Origin of the sequence: Serratia sp. SM04, from assembly GCF_040280225.1 — a bacterium.
In the GTDB taxonomy this organism is placed as follows: Bacteria; Pseudomonadota; Gammaproteobacteria; order Enterobacterales; family Enterobacteriaceae; genus Serratia; species Serratia sarumanii.
In genome coordinates this window covers 514,647-532,081 of the sequence record NZ_JBEOQT010000021.1, presented here as the reverse complement: position 1 = coordinate 532,081, position 17,435 = coordinate 514,647, and the positions used below count along the sequence as shown (strand labels likewise).

General features: G+C 38.7%; 16 protein-coding genes. All 16 read right to left on the bottom strand.

All coding sequences use genetic code 11. The annotated features are described in order from the left end of the window. Nucleotide 1: 1 nt before the first annotated feature. The 16 genes from ABTW55_RS17000 to ABTW55_RS16925 all read right to left on the bottom strand — a co-directional run bounded on the left by ABTW55_RS17000 (nucleotide 2) and on the right by ABTW55_RS16925 (nucleotide 17,433). The gene (locus tag ABTW55_RS17000) at nucleotides 2-454 is read right to left on the bottom strand and encodes a glycoside hydrolase family protein (RefSeq protein ID WP_197796328.1); all 453 of its coding nucleotides are present in this window, start codon (nucleotides 452-454) and stop codon (nucleotides 2-4) included. A gap of 52 nt (nucleotides 455-506) precedes the next feature. Further along, the gene (locus ABTW55_RS16995) at nucleotides 507-764 is read right to left on the bottom strand and encodes a hypothetical protein (RefSeq protein WP_060435494.1); all 258 of its coding nucleotides are present in this window, start codon (nucleotides 762-764) and stop codon (nucleotides 507-509) included. A 30-nt stretch (nucleotides 765-794) separates the two neighbouring features. After that, nucleotides 795-1,430, bottom strand: coding sequence for a hypothetical protein (locus tag ABTW55_RS16990; RefSeq protein ID WP_350429291.1), 636 nt, complete (start codon nucleotides 1,428-1,430; stop codon nucleotides 795-797). A 289-nt stretch (nucleotides 1,431-1,719) separates the two neighbouring features. Further along, a complete protein-coding gene (locus ABTW55_RS16985; RefSeq protein WP_350429290.1) occupies nucleotides 1,720-4,743 on the bottom strand; it encodes a DUF1983 domain-containing protein in 3,024 nt (1,007 codons plus the stop codon). Continuing rightward, a complete protein-coding gene (locus tag ABTW55_RS16980; protein ID WP_110158203.1) occupies nucleotides 4,736-5,125 on the bottom strand; it encodes a DUF6950 family protein in 390 nt (129 codons plus the stop codon). Before ABTW55_RS16980 ends, ABTW55_RS16985 begins: the two co-directional genes overlap by 8 nt. Beyond that, nucleotides 5,122-5,745 carry a DUF2163 domain-containing protein gene (locus ABTW55_RS16975; protein WP_087763364.1) on the bottom strand — a complete coding sequence of 208 codons (624 nt, stop codon included), beginning with the start codon at nucleotides 5,743-5,745 and terminating at the stop codon, nucleotides 5,122-5,124. Before ABTW55_RS16975 ends, ABTW55_RS16980 begins: the two co-directional genes overlap by 4 nt. Further along, nucleotides 5,745-6,299, bottom strand: coding sequence for a hypothetical protein (locus tag ABTW55_RS16970; RefSeq protein ID WP_164134514.1), 555 nt, complete (start codon nucleotides 6,297-6,299; stop codon nucleotides 5,745-5,747). The genes ABTW55_RS16975 and ABTW55_RS16970 overlap by 1 nt, the downstream gene beginning before the upstream one ends. Before the next feature lie 64 nt (nucleotides 6,300-6,363). After that, on the bottom strand, nucleotides 6,364-8,739 hold the full coding sequence (locus tag ABTW55_RS16965; RefSeq protein ID WP_350429288.1) for a hypothetical protein: 2,376 nt from the start codon (nucleotides 8,737-8,739) through the stop codon (nucleotides 6,364-6,366). Then, nucleotides 8,723-9,082, bottom strand: coding sequence for a hypothetical protein (locus tag ABTW55_RS16960; RefSeq protein WP_350429287.1), 360 nt, complete (start codon nucleotides 9,080-9,082; stop codon nucleotides 8,723-8,725). The genes ABTW55_RS16965 and ABTW55_RS16960 overlap by 17 nt, the downstream gene beginning before the upstream one ends. A gap of 35 nt (nucleotides 9,083-9,117) precedes the next feature. Continuing rightward, nucleotides 9,118-9,423: a hypothetical protein gene (locus ABTW55_RS16955; protein ID WP_350429286.1), complete on the bottom strand. Its 306-nt coding sequence runs from the start codon at nucleotides 9,421-9,423 to the stop codon at nucleotides 9,118-9,120. Nucleotides 9,424-9,483: 60 nt separating this feature from the next. Beyond that, nucleotides 9,484-9,945 carry a hypothetical protein gene (locus ABTW55_RS16950; protein WP_350429285.1) on the bottom strand — a complete coding sequence of 154 codons (462 nt, stop codon included), beginning with the start codon at nucleotides 9,943-9,945 and terminating at the stop codon, nucleotides 9,484-9,486. A 44-nt stretch (nucleotides 9,946-9,989) separates the two neighbouring features. Continuing rightward, on the bottom strand, nucleotides 9,990-13,031 hold the full coding sequence (locus ABTW55_RS16945) for a tail fiber domain-containing protein (protein ID WP_350429284.1): 3,042 nt from the start codon (nucleotides 13,029-13,031) through the stop codon (nucleotides 9,990-9,992). 390 nt (nucleotides 13,032-13,421) lie between these two features. Further along, nucleotides 13,422-13,721, bottom strand: a complete 300-nt coding sequence (locus ABTW55_RS16940; protein ID WP_151523003.1) for a hypothetical protein — start codon at nucleotides 13,719-13,721, stop codon at nucleotides 13,422-13,424. A gap of 4 nt (nucleotides 13,722-13,725) precedes the next feature. Continuing rightward, entirely contained in the window at nucleotides 13,726-15,450 is a 1,725-nt protein-coding gene (locus ABTW55_RS16935) for a phage major capsid protein (RefSeq protein WP_350429283.1), read from the bottom strand. Continuing rightward, the gene (locus ABTW55_RS16930) at nucleotides 15,389-16,945 is read right to left on the bottom strand and encodes a phage portal protein (RefSeq protein WP_350429281.1); all 1,557 of its coding nucleotides are present in this window, start codon (nucleotides 16,943-16,945) and stop codon (nucleotides 15,389-15,391) included. The genes ABTW55_RS16935 and ABTW55_RS16930 overlap by 62 nt, the downstream gene beginning before the upstream one ends. Beyond that, a complete protein-coding gene (locus tag ABTW55_RS16925) occupies nucleotides 16,945-17,433 on the bottom strand; it encodes a hypothetical protein (protein WP_107226557.1) in 489 nt (162 codons plus the stop codon). Before ABTW55_RS16925 ends, ABTW55_RS16930 begins: the two co-directional genes overlap by 1 nt. Between the last annotated feature and the right edge of the window lie 2 nt (nucleotides 17,434-17,435).

The window sequence follows — 17,435 nt, the reverse complement described above, 5'->3', positions numbered from 1 at the left end:
ATCACCCACGTACAACATAGGCGATCATAGAATCAACACGATTAGGGGTTTGTTTGTACCAACGTGAATCTTTGCATTCGATAATAGCAGTTGCATAATTACCTGCCTTTAGAGCTGCTAGGAACTTCTTGAAGCCCTTCACACCCGCAAGACCTAGTTGGAATACCATAATGATTAGAAAATCATTCCAGCGGCTTTCTACGGGTAGATTTACGCCAAGTGAAGCAACACCAGCACGTGCAATGGCAATATCTTTATCAAGCAATGCATCTGCCTGTACTTCGTTTAGACCTTGTGAGAAGTCTTCACCTTTAAGTACTAAATGACCAAATCCAATAGTTGGATAGCCAAGACTGTCTTTATACGTCCAGTACTTACCATTCTTGAAATAACCTACTTTAGTCTGATACTCTTTAGTACCTTCATATTGTTTTAATTGTTGTTTTAAATCCATTTGAATTCCTCCGTTGTCAATCTATTTATGGGAGGAAATGAAAAAGGGGCTGTTATGCCCCTTTGTTGTTTTGCTCTAATAGCTGTTTTATTACGCCAATATCAATCCGTGCCTCAGAAAGTTCAGCCCTGATCATCTTGATTTCTTCAATGTCATCGTTGAGTACTTCAAGTTTAAGTTCTGCTTTTTGAACACGATTTTCCAATTGATCAATTCGATCATTTAAATTCTTACTTCGTTTAGAAAGTACTTTAAATACCCAACCTCCAATTGGAATGATAAAAACGGTTAATAACCATTCCCATTCCATTTGTTATTCCTTATTGTTGTCCTATTATATTTAGTATCCTGTAAATACTGCTAACGGTATTCTTAATAATTGTTGATTAGTAGCTTGCGGATAACCATCTTGATATTGTGCAGCATAAGTAACTTGGATATTGCCATTGGTATATCTAAGCAAGAAGCCAGAAAATCCCATAGATTCTGATTCAGATACGTTACCCGGTAAACCTGACAGCAAAAACCACGGCGACCATCCAAGATTCTTTGAAATTACTTGTCCTTGTAGATTGTAACCTTGCGGTATGACCAGATGATCGAACACTCGTGGCATTGTACCAGCACTTGCAGCACTCCAGATTAAAGTACCTTGACCATTGAACACATCTAGATAACCTGACTGGACAGTACCATTCACCGAAGTACGCATAAATTGTACTGAATTCGGTTCAAACAATTCTGCACCGGGGAAGCAATATGAATCACGTGTAAAACGACACCATAGCAAGCCCGGTTGAAATAGAATATCACTCACCATATACCCAAGTGTTCGCCCGTCACCGAACGCCGTAGGAATCAAATAGCCTGTAACTTCAACGTTACCTTGAGGAATGAGGGAACTAATCACAGTCCCCTTCTGTTCTGAATCTACAACTATATTCCCATATGTATTGTATGCTTGAAAACCACTCATGCGTATGTATAAACCTCAAATGTTAATGCATAAGAATATGCTTGATTACTTATTAAATTTCGCAAAGTGAAACCACCATTGCCCGGAATTATACTGAAGTACCGTGAAGCACGTTCATTTAGGTATATTGCAATCCATCCCGTATCCCTAAACGCTGAATAAGGAACCCACCACTGCCGAACACCAGTTGTTACTGTGAATTGGAAAGTACCAACATACCTCATTGAGTAGTCTCCAATATCAACTAACATTCGACCACTTCCATCCCATGCTTGTAAACCTTGTGTCATTACCATAACCCCATTCTTACGCGAAGTACGTTGTTGCTGTCGTATACTTCGATTCTGTTATTATTAATTACCATTCGACCACCAGAATTACCATTGATATAGAATGTCCCATCTTTATTTATCTGCCATCCAGTACTATTAGGTACGTAGTTGTTACTTTGAATAGTATTACCTATTTTGGCATTGGTGACGCTGCCGTTAATTATGCGGGCTTCATCTATGCTGGCTAGGGCAATCTTAGCTTGAGATACTGCCAAGTCCTTTATCTGAGCTGAGCCGATCGAGGCATCCTGAATCATCGCAGATTGGATATAGGTTTTTCCACCCTGAACAACAAAAGGATATACCTTCGTTGAACTACCAGCCGTAGCAGAACTGATAATTGAGAAGCGATCGGCAATTACTGTAAACACCGATTCAGTACCGTTATTACCTAGGGCAATACCAGATACATATCCATTGTTTGTAACTCTTAATTGCCAGCCTTTGAATTCAGTATTGTCAATGATTTCTTGTTTAATCTCGTTCATCTCAGATGATCCAAGAACCCAATCAATTACATCATCATTCAATTTAGAGTATGGTACTTTCGTCTGTTGATTGTACGGGATCATTGCAGTCCATCGGATACCATCTACACCGAACACATCATACATACCTGCACGAATATAGTACTGTCCATCTTCCACGACCGCCCAATAAATGAATTCTGCTGAAGTAGTAAACGTCTGTACTCCAGAACTGAAATCTTCGCTTGCAGATACTTGGAACATAATCCCGGCATAATCAATAGGTTTATTACTGTTATCCCATTCAAACACTAATGCACCAATACCAGATTTAACAGTTAATCCCTGTAACAATGGTGCTTGTGGGTTACTGACAGTTATTTTTACTTCTTGACTGAAAGTACCAAGATTGAAACCACGTGCAATAACACCTATTGTAACGTTACGCCCAGTATAATCGGCCTGATTCATTGCAAATGTATAACTGAAATTGTTCTGAGTAGTGAAGTACGAATTGCGTTTGTTCCCAGCTTGATCATATATCACTATTTCGTACTTCTGTAAGTACTCGGACATTGGACGACCATTAACTTGTAATGATGATTGATCATTCCATGCAATATTGAAATCAGATGATTCAGTACTGGTACTCGTTGCCATTGCATTTGTTAGAACAAGTCCAGTAACTGCCGGTAGTGTAAAGTTGAAATCAGGTACAAGACCATCCTTTGTAACTTTGACAGAAATGAATCCAAGGTTGTTATATGCAGCTACGGCAAAGTCATATTTTTGATCGGCAATAAGTCCATATAGTTCATAATCCGTCTTGTATCTGTTAGTACTGCCAACATACGACCAATCTGTATTACCTGTTTTACGATAATAAATGTAGTAACCTACTAGATTAGGGTCTAATGATTCATCCCAATCCATGATAACTACTTGACCACCTACTACACCACCTTTTCGTGTAACTTCTAGATTACGTGGTGGCTGTACTGTAATTACAGAATTGATATCACCGTTAGGACTCCATACACCCGGATCAACACCATCATACATTGCCGGATTATATTCAACGCAAGTAAGTTGGCAGTATCCAATACTGTCATTAGTACTTGCCAAATCTTTTGCCAGTACTCGATATTGGCCGTTAATATGGAATTCATCTAATTTAACGTTAATGATATCCCACGTCTTTAAATCCCAACCTTCCGAAGTGGTAAACACGATTGTATTCTGTGAGTACTTTGATTTTAATAGTTCGATATTAACAAGTTTCGATAACTGATCTTTGTCATATACCCATGTGTAATCACGTGCAAGGGCTATCACGCGACCGTCTGAACGAATCACATCATCCTGTGAAATATCACTTGGAATGCGTAGAACGTCGTTTGTGTAGCGAGAATAGGCATTTTTATATGATGCATCGATTGTGTTGTAATAGTCAGTACTACCACTGGTTGTTACCTGTACTGAACCGAATACAGTACTTTCATCAAAACTTGCCACTGGTAATCCTTTAACATCAATTGTCAGATAGATTTTACCTGCATGGATGTAAGTAATACCTCCAAACGTCTGGAGCATTTTTTCACAGTTACTCTTGAATGATTCACTATAACTAATTGCACCATTAGACCAATAGTTATTAGTTTGACAGTACTGTGCAGCACTACGGAAACTTGGTAAATCAATTAAACTTGGATCTAAACCCATGCCGTAAGTAGTATTCGTGAGATAGTCATATAGTTGGCTTGGTGCATTACTACATGTACGTTGTTGAAGATCAACTAAATCAGTAATCACTAATCCTTTCATCTCTACTTGAAGAGTATAGTTATCATTGACTAGTACTGAATTTTCTAGACTCGATTGATCTTTCTTGATAACAGTACTGATACTAACAATACCTTTACCAAGAAACTTATCCGTCCACTTCGGCCCTGCATATTGCTGTGCCAATGATTTAGTACTGGTATAATTACCACCAAAACGTACTTCTAGTTGTAAGTTGTTTTTGTACTTATCAATGAATTTATTCTGATTAACAATACCATCTTCAGTAATTGGTGAACCATCAATTAGAATTGGATCATTATCAATATAGATCTGATTGATATACTTTTGTACGCCCGCGTAAGCAATTGCATGTTCTGTAAATAAGTACTGTGAATCGTTATCCTTGACGTTGAACCAAGGAACGATTGAACCTAGAAGAACGAATGAACCATTACTAGTATCTTTGTGTGGCATCTGACCGCCATACACAATCGGTAAACCTGTTTGCGGGCTGGTTGTCCTATTTGGAGTACTGGCACTATCCCCATAACCTTTCATGTTGCCCGGTAAAGCAGTCATCATTGAAGTTGCCACTAAAGACGCAGCACCAGCAGCAGCACCCCAGCCAGCAGCAGCCCATGCAGTAGCACCACCGGTATATACTGCGGCTGCAACAGTTACTGCCATCATAACGGCGGAAAGAATACCGCCTCCTGAAATCTTACCCATTACTGCTCCTTACTCGATAAAACTTTCCATCCGTTGGAAAGTACAATTCAAAATGTGTGTGTTGTTCATCGACAACTAAAATTCGATTGCTGATATAAACACTCATTACAGTACGATCATCTTTATCAACCCATATATCACCCGGAATTGGGAATTCAACTTCCTCGATGTACTGTTCAATCAACTCGAAAGTACTGCTAACGCCTAGTTTTTTTAGAATATTTCGCCCTTTACGCAATGTGTCATATTTGCACATCCCAACGTATTCAGTACTGCACATTAAATCGATAATTTTTAGTACTAGAATATTGCAATCATTCTTTCCAAGCTGATATGGTTGTTCTAATGCACCTTGACATATGTCTACTATTTTATTAATCATTTATATCTCCAAGATTGGTTAGCATTAACTTGTCCAAGTAATGAAAAGTACTCATCACCGGGATAATAAGATTGATATACTGAGTTTGCCGCAATAGTGCGTGGTTGTAGGTCTAGTTTCTTATAGACTGAATTTAGATATACGCTCATTTCGTTCTTTGCCGCGTTTGGATCTGCTTCTGCCTGAATATAGTCAATGAAACCACTGAACATGAGTGTACTGTTCAGTACTGAATTGTCGGATGGGTTAAGTATTACGAGATAGATATTAACCTTTGCTTCTCGAAAGGCTCCACCTAGTGCCAATGTTCTAGTACTGTCATTAACGTTGCTTACTTTAAAGTTAATGCTGTTATTGTTAATTTCTTTTGTCTCTGTGAAACTTGGAAATGAATCACTAATTAGATCAGGAAAGCTTGTATACTGTGTCCCATTGATATTGAGATCTACAAAACCATCAGTCCAGAAGATTGGAGGAATGCCATTCTTTGGAAACACATCAATTGCACGGCAATGAACACCAAGTGACATTAGTTCAGTAATAGTAAGTTTGGTTTTATTACCACCTCTCGTAAGATTCCAGTACTGTAATAGGTCTGGATTAGTCAATAATTCATTCATTATAAGTACTCCGTCGCCTTTAGGTTAACACTCATGATATTATTAACAGGCACTTTATATTCATTATCAATGTCAAGGGTAAAAGTACCTTGAAGATTGTTATAAAGAATAGTTTCACCTGTCTGTACGTTTTCACGTAGATTGGGGAACAATTGAAGTACATTACCTGTCCGGCCAATAATGCGATAAATCTTTGAGTGGTTCGTAAATTGAATCAATGAACCTATTTCAAGAGTATTGGCAGTACTGGAAACTTGATAAGAACCTTTTAATGCCTGTGCAGATGCCGAAACAGCCCCAGATTGAGATCCTTTATAGACGCCCATATGACCTAACGAAAAAGTAAAAGGCTTACCACGTGAGTACTCAGCAACGAATGCTTGATATTCTGCTAGTGATTGTTGTTTGAAAGTCAATGTGAATTCTAGTTTATAGTACTGAATGCCAGTACTCCTAGTAACCTCTGTTCCTGTCCAAGAGCGATTTGAATAACGCGGTTCAGTACTGGATACTGAAACCCCATTGATTTTGATATTATTTGAAAATGATGCCATATATGCTCCTTAGCTTATGTAGTATTTAGGGCAATAAAAAACCCGGACATTGCCAGGTATTTATTTATGCATTTCTTGATTGAGCAGACCTAACAGCCTGATTAACATTATTTGCATGTCGTTTTAGATAGTCATTAAACATCTTGTCGTCATTAATACCGCCTTGAACAACCAAGGGAGCATTGATTGTGATTTCTCCAGTACTGCTATTGCCAGAAGATTGCTCTTGTTTATCGAGGAACTTCGACAATTTGCGGTTTGCCGGGGCCTGCACAACCCTCTCGCCCTGTTGAAGTACAAATGACTTATTATTTAAATGACTTGGTAACTCGTCTACACCGCCGTGGAATTGACCTGAACTAGCCCCTTTGATTGTACTAATAATGCTCATACCCATGCCGGCGACTTGTGCATATGCAGCCAACGAGGCAGGGAACGGTGTTGCCAAGGCACTAGCAAGAGCCGCTTGGATACGCATAATCGTTTCAGAAATGATTAAACCCTTCTGTACTGCGAAAGCCGCTTTAGCTGCTGCTGACTGTTCCCCAAACGCACCGGCCATCATGCCACCGATATCACCAGCAGCATTACCCAAGAGAGTAAGCTGTGCTCGTGTATTCTCTGTAGCCGTGTTCATTGAGTCCTGTGCATACTTGGCTTGCAATGCTGCCTTACGCTTCTCGTACTCTTCAGTACCGGCATAGAGACGTTCATTCAGTGCCATTTCTTGATTGTACTGGTCTTCTAGCTGTTGTTGCTTTGACTGAGTATCATCAACTGCAAAGGGATTATCACCATAAACCCGTTGGGCTTGTTGCTGTCCTAGATAGTTCTTCTGTTGGTCATTTAGGGTTACACCATTAAGATTCGTGTTTAAGTCCTTCAATCCTTGATTCGGATCGTTGTAACCAATCTGTTTATTGATTAGTTCTGTACGCTGTCTTGCACCCTGCTCTTTTGCCTGTGCTAAGTACTTATCAATCTCGGCCTGAGATTTACCAAGCAACTTTGCATTCTCGGCAATCTTGCGTTGCATTTCATTCTGCTGGAAGTCAAATGCATTTAGTTGGCGTTGTAGTTCAGTTTCACCGATCTTAGATAGTGCAGTACTTAAATCTAGCTGGGCTTTCTTCCGTGCATCTGCATTCTTCTTATCAAGTGCTGCTTGCTTCGTTGCTGCTGACTCAGCGGCTTTTGCTGCTTTGTCTTTACCGGCTTTATCATTGATAATATCTAACTGTTCTTGACGTTGTTGTTTATACATACGTTCAAGATCCGAAAGATCTTTTTGACGTAATGCAGGATTACTTTTATATGCTTCATCATTAGATTTCATGATTGCATTTTTAGTATCATTATAACGTTGCGTTAAGTTTGCTAGTTTCTGATTGGCTTGATCTGCCTTTGTATAAAGTGGTTGCATTGAGTTCTGAATAGTACGCCGACTAACTGAAACGTCTTCTTGCTTCTTGACTTCTTTGGTTTGGTCTTTCTGTATAGCTAGAATGTCTCGTTGTAGCTTCAAGGCTGCACGTAATGCCCCAGTAGCTCCTTTGTCTTCATAGCCAGCCGCTGTATAAACGGTTTCAGAGCCGTTATACATTTTCTTGAAATCTTCAGAAGTACGAGCCTGAGTAATGCCATTTAATAATTCCAGTACTTTAGTTAATGCCGGAACTAGACCACTAGCAATACTGTTTTTCCATGATTCCCATGTTTTTGCAAGTTGGGCTGATTGAGCATCATACTCTTTGAATTTTTCAACTTGTTCAGTAGTGAGTGATACTGTTTGTCTTCCTTGCTCGTTTAAATAGTCCTGTTGAGAAGCATACTTTTCATATACCTGAACACGTGAAACTGCATCATTACCTATGGTTTCCATTAGGTTAGTAATTTCAGTATTACTTAGACCTTGTGCCTTAGCAGCAAAGTAGATCTTTGCATAAACATCTTCACCTGCATCTGCAAGAGTTTTAAGTTCTAGAATGTTTAGTTTCAAAGGCTGGATAACATCAGTAAGCATACTGCCACCGTTGTTTGCTAGGGCATCGCCTAACTTGTCCTTTAAGTCCTTATTTTGATCTGCGATATTGTCGAGGGTTAACCCGGTTTGCCGTAGCATATTGGCTTGTTGCTGTAGTACTTCAACGCTATTACCAGATTTAGCAGCTGCGGCAACTAATTCCATTGCTTGTTCATGTGCCTGTGCTACTGAAGTAAGAGCAAAGGAAAATGCTGCCAGTACAACAGTAGCACCAGCAAAACCAACTTTCATACCAGTAGTCATACCAGCCATTGAGCTTGTAATACTATTAAGATTTCCCTGTGCAGCAGAACGAAGATTGTTCAAACTTGTTTGTGCCTGATTAACTGCCGTTGTTAGTCCTTGACTGTTACCAGTAATATTAACGACGATATTATTATTATTGTTGCTTGCCATTCTTCTTCCCTTTTTCCATATCCATTAAATCACGGAATGACTTTTTAATGTTCTGTACTTTATTTTCTTGTTCTTCTTCTTCGCGTTTCTTCTGGCGTTCGGATGCGGTGAGATTCTCAAATGTACCGAATAGATCCCAGTCCTTTAGTTTGGCTTCTTTTCTTCCCTTCTCTGATAGATTGGGTGAAGTCATCATTAACAAATGACAAAGATTAGCGAACATGGCACTTTGTACTTGTAACCCGCTTGGTTCAATTCGTTGATCAAAGATCATCAGTGCTTCAAGTATATCAGCTGGCAAATCATAAAATTCGTCCGGCGAAAGTCCACGTTTGTTAACCATCTTTAGAAAGTACTGTAAACGTGGATCACCGGTTCTTATTTTTTTTCGAGATCTTCAACTTGAGTAGATGCCTCAGTACTCCATAGTTCAATAACTTTCTGATTCAGTTCACCAACGAACATTGCATCAATTGAATTAACATCAATCCGGCCTTGAATTTCACCATCTGCGAAAATGGGGTCGCCGTTCTCATCTTTAACACAGTGAATAAGAGTTGCTTTTGCATCTGTACATTTATCAAAATCGGCAGAACTTGGACGATGAATGTATAGATCCATTCCGTGAAAATCGATTTTATGTAGTTTTGGTCTTAGTAGTTTTTGTAGGTCTTGTAAGTTCATTGAAAAGATTCCATAAATGGGGGAATTGCTCCCCCGTTATTATTGTTTTTGCATGTGTATTTATGGGGTTTCTGGAGTAGCACCAGAAGCAACAGAACCTTGATCTACTGCTAGTTTGAAAGTCTTCTTGACTACTTCATCTTTGTCACCAGCTACAGTAGTACTAGACACAAAGACGTTATAAACTACGAAGTAACCAGTTGTGTGTGTAGCATCCTCAAAGTATGTAATGCGAACTTGACCACGTGTTTGATCATTGGCCGCATTTTCAAGAGACATATGTACTACATCATCTGGTAGCCAGTTAACTTCTAAATCAATGTCCGGGCAAGATTTAGTACCTAATAATTTACGATTGTAAGCACTGTTGAAAGTCTTTACATCGATTACAGTACTTTCAAAACCTGAAGTAGTAAAACTAGCAACTTCAGGAATTACTTTATAATCAGTCGATGCAGTAGAACCAGAAGTAGTACTGAATTCTACTTTAAGATTTGCACCTGAGAAAATATCAAAACTCATATTATATCCTTATAAGTGATTGGGGCATCCTTGCCCCGTTGTATTTATTTATTTTGTTCTAATGCAGCAATACGTTCTTCTAGTTTTACAAGTGCATCTTTCAGTACTGCATTCTCTACTTTCAATTCTTGTACTTCATTGTCAAGTTCTGAAATAGATTTAAATGCTAATGGTAGGATTGTACTTAAATCAGGGTTTAAACTCACATCACCATATTGCTTAGTAATCAAACCGGGATCAATTTCTTCAAGTTGTTGAGCTTTCCAACCATAGTCTACGTGAGTAGCATTTTTGAAGTCTCTTGTTTGTTCGTTCCAATCGAATTGAACAAACTCAATTTGGCGTACTTTATCAAGTGCTGAACCTTGGCATTCGGCAAAGTTCTCTTTCAAACGAATATCAGATACACCATTTCTACTAAGCCACGTTTTAAGATAACCATCAACACCATTTGCCCATTGATCCCCCCAAATATTACCATCCTTGTGAAAACGGGCACTTCCTACTTCAATAATCGGATCTGTACCATTTACAGTTAAGTGGGCATCATTACGGAATTCAAACCAACCTTGTTTGCCATAGCCTTGCTGGTTAATAACAAAGCCTGAGTTTCCAGTACCCGTACGTGTAACCATGTATTGTTGAGCAACGTTATCTGAACCTTTTTGTAATAAACGCATACCATTGATTTGTCTAACCCATTGTCCGTTACCATTTTCTTGATATGGATTTGTTCCATAAAGTTCCATCCAACCTTTATTAAAGAATTGAGCTTTAATAAAACCATCATTTCCTTCACCGACTGAGTTACTAATATCCTGACCGACTGATAGATAACCGTACTGAACATTTAATAATCCATCAGGACTATATGTAACAGACTTACCACCTTTAGCCATCATCCCCATGACACCATCTTTGTCACACCATAACGCACCGCGTTGTGTTGTATTATCCATATCAAAGAACCCAAGATTAGCCCAGTCTGTATTATTAACTGGCCTAGTACGCATTGAACCACGTAAAGATAAACCGTTATTGATTGTGACGTTGGCATTAAATGTTGCTGCGTTAGCTGTATAAAGTCCTAGCCCAGTTAAATTAACTTGAGCAGTTGCAGGATCAATTACTACTGCTTGAGTGGTATCCGCATCACCCTTTGGTCTAATGTTAATCGGTTTATTTGCTGTAGAAAGTACAGCTTGACCTTGTGCATTACCACGTAAAATAACGCCATTCATATTAACTGCGGCATCAGACGTACTAACAAGATTAACACTAGAAAATGTTGGTGTACTTGTTGAACCAAGTCCTACATCATCGGCAGTTGGTTTATTACCAGTATGGTACATTGTATAGTTTGTTGAACCAACACGAACAGTTGGGTTTACTGAGCTATTAATAGAAATAGGAACGGCAGTACTACCTATGCCAACGGCATTAGACGAAGTTAAAGTAAGAATACCTAGATTAGTTCCCGTAGTGTTTTTGAATGAAATAGTTCGACCATTATCAAATTCAGTATTTGCATTAATTCTTACTGTAGAGTTAAAAGTATTCAGAGATGAAAATGTATTAGTTGTATCTTCACTTACAATTTTATTCCATGCAGACCAATTATCACCACCTAGATATGAACGGGTAAAATTCCTCCCAGAGAATGATCCGCTAGCACCATATCCATATAGGATCTGAGTGCAACGATAGCCAACGGGAGGTGTACCACCGCTGTTCCATGTTAGTACTTGTAGGAACCAAGTACCGGTAGCACCTGTCGGGGCATTTACTGGGTTAGTGACTACAGTACAGAATGAACCATCTTTTAGTGTGTTCAAATCCGTATCAGACGATGCAGTTACAAAAGTCCCAATACCATAATCACCAACTGTTACTACGTTGCCTGTACTTGTACCAGTGTTTAAAGTAGCTGCGTTACCAAGTCCTAGATTCGTGCGGGACGTTGCTTTATTGCTCAAATCAGAAAGATTGTTTGCAACTGTTAGTTGTGCAGAGTTAAGTACATTAGAAAGCCCTACATCGCTCTTAGACGGCTTAAAACCTTCATGGTATACGTTACGTACTGTCCATAGTCCTGACGTTGTATCATTGGCCTGACGGAACTGTAATTGTGAATTTGGGGAAATACCGAACCACTCATTAGCTTTAGTACCAAATGGTTCATTATTTCGCCAAACAATGCCGTAACCTTGTTCTGAACTGAGGGCTGCACTTGCTCCACTTACTGGGGAAGTCTTTAGACCTTGGTTGCCCGGTACTGTCACTGTTCCAGTACTGGAGATCGTGCCGGTAATGGTTAAGTTGCCAAAGTTAGCAGGCTGGCCCAGGCGGGCATAACGTGTATCTTGTTCAGTACTGGTATAGATACGAGTCCATGCAGTGTTCTGATTACGTGCATACAGCTTTAGATCGCCAGTCTCGGACATAACGATAGAGGCTTCATTATTATTATTGGTTAAGCCCACGCCGATAAGGTTAGTACTTGCAGGGTTGCCGGTTGCAGCTGCTGGGATCTGGATGAAACCATTACCTGCTATCTGTCCTGTTGCTGGTGTGTACTGAGGTGCATCAATACCATCGCTACCTAGGCCATAGTCTGAACGGCGTAGTAATGGTTGAATTGGTGCGAATCCTTGAGTAACTACAGTTTCAGGTGTGAACAGGTATGATCTCTGTACAACTGCGTCCTTGTCACCTGTGAGATTGTTAGATGAAACGTATCCATTGAGTACTATATAGCTTTCGGCATTGGCTTCTTCATCAGTAGTGTATTTTACTTTTACTTGAATGGGAGTTTGTTGTTCTGCCGCTTGTTCTAAAAATTTATGGCTTGGTTCGTCAATAACATAATTCACAGTAATCGGGAATGCGTCAATTGCCTTATCCCCTGTCAGTACTGAACTATAATCACTATCATAAGTTTCGATATTCTCTACCGAACTTGTTTGTAAAATTGTTGGAAATTCTGCAATGTTTGCAATTTCCTGATAACCACCGAAACTAGGACTATTGTTCCCAATATCAGTAGTGTAAAAAATTTGTAGGTCTTGTCCTGTTGAAATGTTCATTAGCTTTCCTTCCGTTGGATTACACTAATATTTAGTTGAAAGGTCCCTGTGCATATACCAGTAGTTGGATCTTGATGTGTACCGATATTGTCAAAAACGGGTTGCTTACTAATGATAAAATTCTCATTTAAAAAACATTCCTGTACTTTTGATTGAAATATTGACATTGTTTCTGACGTCAGGATATAGAATTGTTCTGTTGGATTTGTTTTGTTATTTCCAAAAGTAATATAAAATACTACCGAAAATGAACTCTCTATTCGACCACACATATTCATTTGTACTTCATTTGCTTGTATCTCGGAACAAAACACCCTAGTATCTTCGGATTGTTTTTTTAATGGATTTGACGCCCACGGGGTGAACGTCATAAGTTTATTAATTGCTTTCTTAACTCCAAGAATCATAATCTTTTCTCCGATAGTAATAATTAACTACCCCAGATAGATCATCATCTAGGTTATAAATTATTTGTGTAGCATTGTTAATTTCAATTAGTGTCCCAACTTGAAGTACTGGATTCTTCCGTGCCGTAAAGTAATATTCATATTCGATTGCAACACCATCAGAATCTTCAATGGTAATTTGGCGTACTTCCAAGATTGCCTTGAAAGACACGCCATTTAGTTCAAGTGGTTCGCCAAAAGCATTTAACAGTGCTTCGCTTTGCTTACTATTAAATGCTCTCATGCTATTAAGCCTTCTTAACTAGTACGAAAGCTTCTTTGTGAGCTACTGCGAAATCGATGTAGCTGAATGAACGTAGTACAACGCCAGCTGAGGCACGTCGCGAAGTGGTGTCGCGATCAAGTTCGTTAGTACCCCATTGAGCAATAATTAGTTCACTGAAGTCACCAATTAGAATTGAATCAGTTGGAACGCGAGTACTTACAATTACCCGGATCTCATCAGCGAGGTACTGTTCATCTCTGAATCCTTCAATAAGCATTTTAGCAGCGGTGTTACCAGCCATTGGGATTTGGCGTAGTGCTGCATATACGGATGGGTGCATTACTGCAACACAGTCGCCTGCATATACGTTTGCCATCGCTAAAGCTTCTACAGCAGCTTCAATTGCAGCTAGATCAAATACAGTTGTAGTTTGTTGGGTCGCATTGCTACCAATGTAACCTAGGATTTCGTTTTCTAGATCATTTGCAGATTTTTTAATTAGTTGTTCAGATACGTAACGTTCTGCGGCATTATTACTTAGTTGTAGAGTCTTAGTTAGAGTTACAGAACCAGTAAAGGTTTTTGGCTTTAGGCTTACGCTAGTAAATGGTGCATCGTGCATTGGTGAATCTGCACCTTCAGCGACGAAACCGAAATTACCGCCAGTTAGTGTTTGTGCCACGGGAATTACTAGTTCACCATTACCTTCTAGACCGGAAAAAATTTGTGGTTGTACTACTTGTGCAAGTACTGATTGTGCCCATAGTTGATCAATATAACTATCAGCTGTTTTATGAACTACAACACCAGCAGCGTTAGTAGTAGTGGTATCACGTTGCATTTCTACAACATAACCACGTTCACCCATTACAACACCCTCAATAGGTTGTTTTTCAATTAGGGAACGAATTGCTAAAGAAAGAGAATTGTTTTCCATTGTGATTTCCTTATCATCAATATTATTTTTAAGTTGATTGGTTATATCGCGAATACTCAATTTGGAATCGAGATAACGTGATACATCCTTATTTAGTAGTTTTCCAATAACGGCAATTTCCATTTGACGTTCTTTGTCTTGTTCTTCTGTATTTATTACTTCTTCATCAGTACTTTCATTCGGTACTTCAGTTTCTGTTTCATCTTGAGATTCATCAGTACTTTCATTCGGTACTTCTGTTTCTGTTTCAGTGCGGGTTTCATCTTGAGGTTCGTCAGTACTTTCAGTTTCTGATTCAAGTTGTTCTTCGGCTGGTGTTTCTTCTTCAACATCTTGTTCAAGAGAACGGCCAATACCTGATTTCAAATCATCAGCAGGAATACTCACGAGAGAGATCTCGTAAGGTTGCCACGAACTCACAAGAAGATTCTCACCTTCGATTCGGTAATCTAGAATTGAATATCCAACACTGACTTTTGTTAGAATTCCTTCTTCAACCATTGTTTGATATTCTTGTGCAGTACTGGAAAGACGAATACTTGCACGGCATACTTTATCTGCATCTACAGAACAAGATTCAACTACACCGATTAGATTGTCTTTGCAGTGATTGAAAAGTACTGCGGCTTTATTCTGAATACGGCTTAGGTCTACATTTTCTGGGGAACAAAGTAGAATTTCATTTAGGATTCTGTCGCCGAATTCTCTTTGTACTGGGATTTCTGATGCAAAGGCTAATTCAATTAGTTTATTGTTCTGATTGATTTGGCGGGTTTCCATCTCCCTCATCATTTGGTTTTTGTTGTTCATCTATTTTGTTATCCTTAACATTTAGATAATTGTCTATTTCATCTTTTTCAAAGTCCTTTAGAACGTCGCGGTAGTCCTGACCAAGTTCAGAAATAATCTGTTGGCGTGATTTCAATCCATTTTGCAATAGTGCAATTTGGTACTGTGCGTCTTTATTCGGATCTAGGCTTAATGAAACAACTGGCGTATAAGTTGCTTTGATTAAATTCTTAAAGTCTTTAAAATTGAGCTTTAACTCATTCTTATTTATCATTTCGACTTTCAAAAACTCTTTATAGATTGGTTTCAGTACTTGAACGATAAGTGCATTTTGTTTGCCCTTAACAACTTGTTGCATCATCCTGTCTGATAATTTAGCAGCACTGAAACTGCTGTTTTTAGTGTCATATAGTAGATTCATCTTGGTTACGTTTAATGCCATTGCAATTTGTCCTAACATTTGATCCATGAAAGAATCTAGTCCGTCAGTACTTGAAGTTGGATTTACAGTCTGGATCTTTTTACCCGGATCAAGTTCAATTAGAACACCCGGATCTAAATATCCTTCGTAGTTCTCATATGCATTTTGTGCTTCTTCAATGCTTCCTAGTAACTCTGTAGTACTGTTAGTGGGTTTTTCATCACTGGTGATAAAGGCCATTGAGCTTGCGGATACTTTCTTCTGTACAATAGATGCATTAACAAATTGTTCTAGTTCTTTAATCAAATTGGTACAGGCGACAATGTCGGGAATACCTCTTTCCTGGTCCGGAAATTCTTGAATAAAGAAGTGAATAATTTCTTCTGCTGGTACTACTTCAATGTCAGTCTGATAGTATGAATAGATTGTTGGGTCTACTTTACAGATATTGTATGAAATAGGACGTTTGAACTTGTTAAATCTAATACCATTACTGATATAGTCACCGTTACTGAACTTTTGATTGTTGATTACTGGTACTCGTAGACTGTCGATTATTTCGAGTCTTAAACCACCTTCAACTTCATGTAACCTGATAAAACACTCTCCGTCACGTGCTCTAGTACGACATACTAGATTTTGAAAAGTACTGATATCGTGTCTGCCATTAGTACTAAATGCATCTGGTTCTTCTGCCCATTCATAAAACAATTGTTCGATACTCATTGAGGTATCATGATTCTTTGTTTCATCGTCAAAAAGTTGTACATTCGAACGAATACTAATACCATCTGCACCAGAGATCTGATCGGCGTCCATTAGAATGTACTTTCGAACGATTGGATTGTTTTGTGCTAGTTCACGTGCCTTTGTTTGTAGTGCTGGTAGAGTACTATTAATAAGGCGGTTGATATTTGCACCTTGACCGTTACCAGAATAACCGAATGATAAAGTACTTGACCGTGCAACAGTGATAGTATTCAAATCACGTTCTAATTGTGATTTCTTTGGCGTATGTGGTTTAGTTTGGTATGTTGGTGCCGGTTGTTTTGCTGCGGGTGCTTCTTCTGGTTTCTTCCTGAAAAAATTAAACATTAATGATTACCCCTGTGTAGCTTGGTAATACTCTTGATTGGTTGTTTACCGTCTCCTGATTTACCATTGAGTTTTAATAGTTCTTTGTTGGCCTGTTGTGTGTACTGTTCTTTAAGACGATAAAGTACTTCCAACGACTCATTTACCAATGTCTTATTGTTGATTGTTGTAGTTGTAATTAGACCGCCAGAAATACGCATTGCAATAACTTCATCAATTTCCTTGAGAGTCTTCAATAAGTCTTGATATCTGGTTGTAGTTTCTAATGGATCTACTACAACAAATGTTGATACTGCCTTGATTGACATATCGTCTTTTAAAATCTGCGTCCACATTCCACTTTCCCAATTGGCAGTACTGATAGGTGTGGAGGTTTGTGTAATTTCAATTTTTGTCTGACTTGGTGAAACGAGTGTAGTACTTTCATTTACGTCTTGATAATATACAATAGTTTCACCAATATAGACTTTCTCTATTTTAGTGTTCATAT

Coding starts and splice junctions, on each gene's coding strand:
- ABTW55_RS17000 (WP_197796328.1), bottom strand. CDS start 454: ATGGATTTAAAACAACAATTAAAACAATATGAAGGTACTAAAGAGTAT.
- ABTW55_RS16995 (WP_060435494.1), bottom strand. CDS start 764: ATGGAATGGGAATGGTTATTAACCGTTTTTATCATTCCAATTGGAGGT.
- ABTW55_RS16990 (WP_350429291.1), bottom strand. CDS start 1,430: ATGAGTGGTTTTCAAGCATACAATACATATGGGAATATAGTTGTAGAT.
- ABTW55_RS16985 (WP_350429290.1), bottom strand. CDS start 4,743: ATGGGTAAGATTTCAGGAGGCGGTATTCTTTCCGCCGTTATGATGGCA.
- ABTW55_RS16980 (WP_110158203.1), bottom strand. CDS start 5,125: ATGATTAATAAAATAGTAGACATATGTCAAGGTGCATTAGAACAACCA.
- ABTW55_RS16975 (WP_087763364.1), bottom strand. CDS start 5,745: ATGAATGAATTATTGACTAATCCAGACCTATTACAGTACTGGAATCTT.
- ABTW55_RS16970 (WP_164134514.1), bottom strand. CDS start 6,299: ATGGCATCATTTTCAAATAATATCAAAATCAATGGGGTTTCAGTATCC.
- ABTW55_RS16965 (WP_350429288.1), bottom strand. CDS start 8,739: ATGGCAAGCAACAATAATAATAATATCGTCGTTAATATTACTGGTAAC.
- ABTW55_RS16960 (WP_350429287.1), bottom strand. CDS start 9,082: ATGGTTAACAAACGTGGACTTTCGCCGGACGAATTTTATGATTTGCCA.
- ABTW55_RS16955 (WP_350429286.1), bottom strand. CDS start 9,423: ATGAACTTACAAGACCTACAAAAACTACTAAGACCAAAACTACATAAA.
- ABTW55_RS16950 (WP_350429285.1), bottom strand. CDS start 9,945: ATGAGTTTTGATATTTTCTCAGGTGCAAATCTTAAAGTAGAATTCAGT.
- ABTW55_RS16945 (WP_350429284.1), bottom strand. CDS start 13,031: ATGAACATTTCAACAGGACAAGACCTACAAATTTTTTACACTACTGAT.
- ABTW55_RS16940 (WP_151523003.1), bottom strand. CDS start 13,721: ATGAGAGCATTTAATAGTAAGCAAAGCGAAGCACTGTTAAATGCTTTT.
- ABTW55_RS16935 (WP_350429283.1), bottom strand. CDS start 15,450: ATGAACAACAAAAACCAAATGATGAGGGAGATGGAAACCCGCCAAATC.
- ABTW55_RS16930 (WP_350429281.1), bottom strand. CDS start 16,945: ATGTTTAATTTTTTCAGGAAGAAACCAGAAGAAGCACCCGCAGCAAAA.
- ABTW55_RS16925 (WP_107226557.1), bottom strand. CDS start 17,433: ATGAACACTAAAATAGAGAAAGTCTATATTGGTGAAACTATTGTATAT.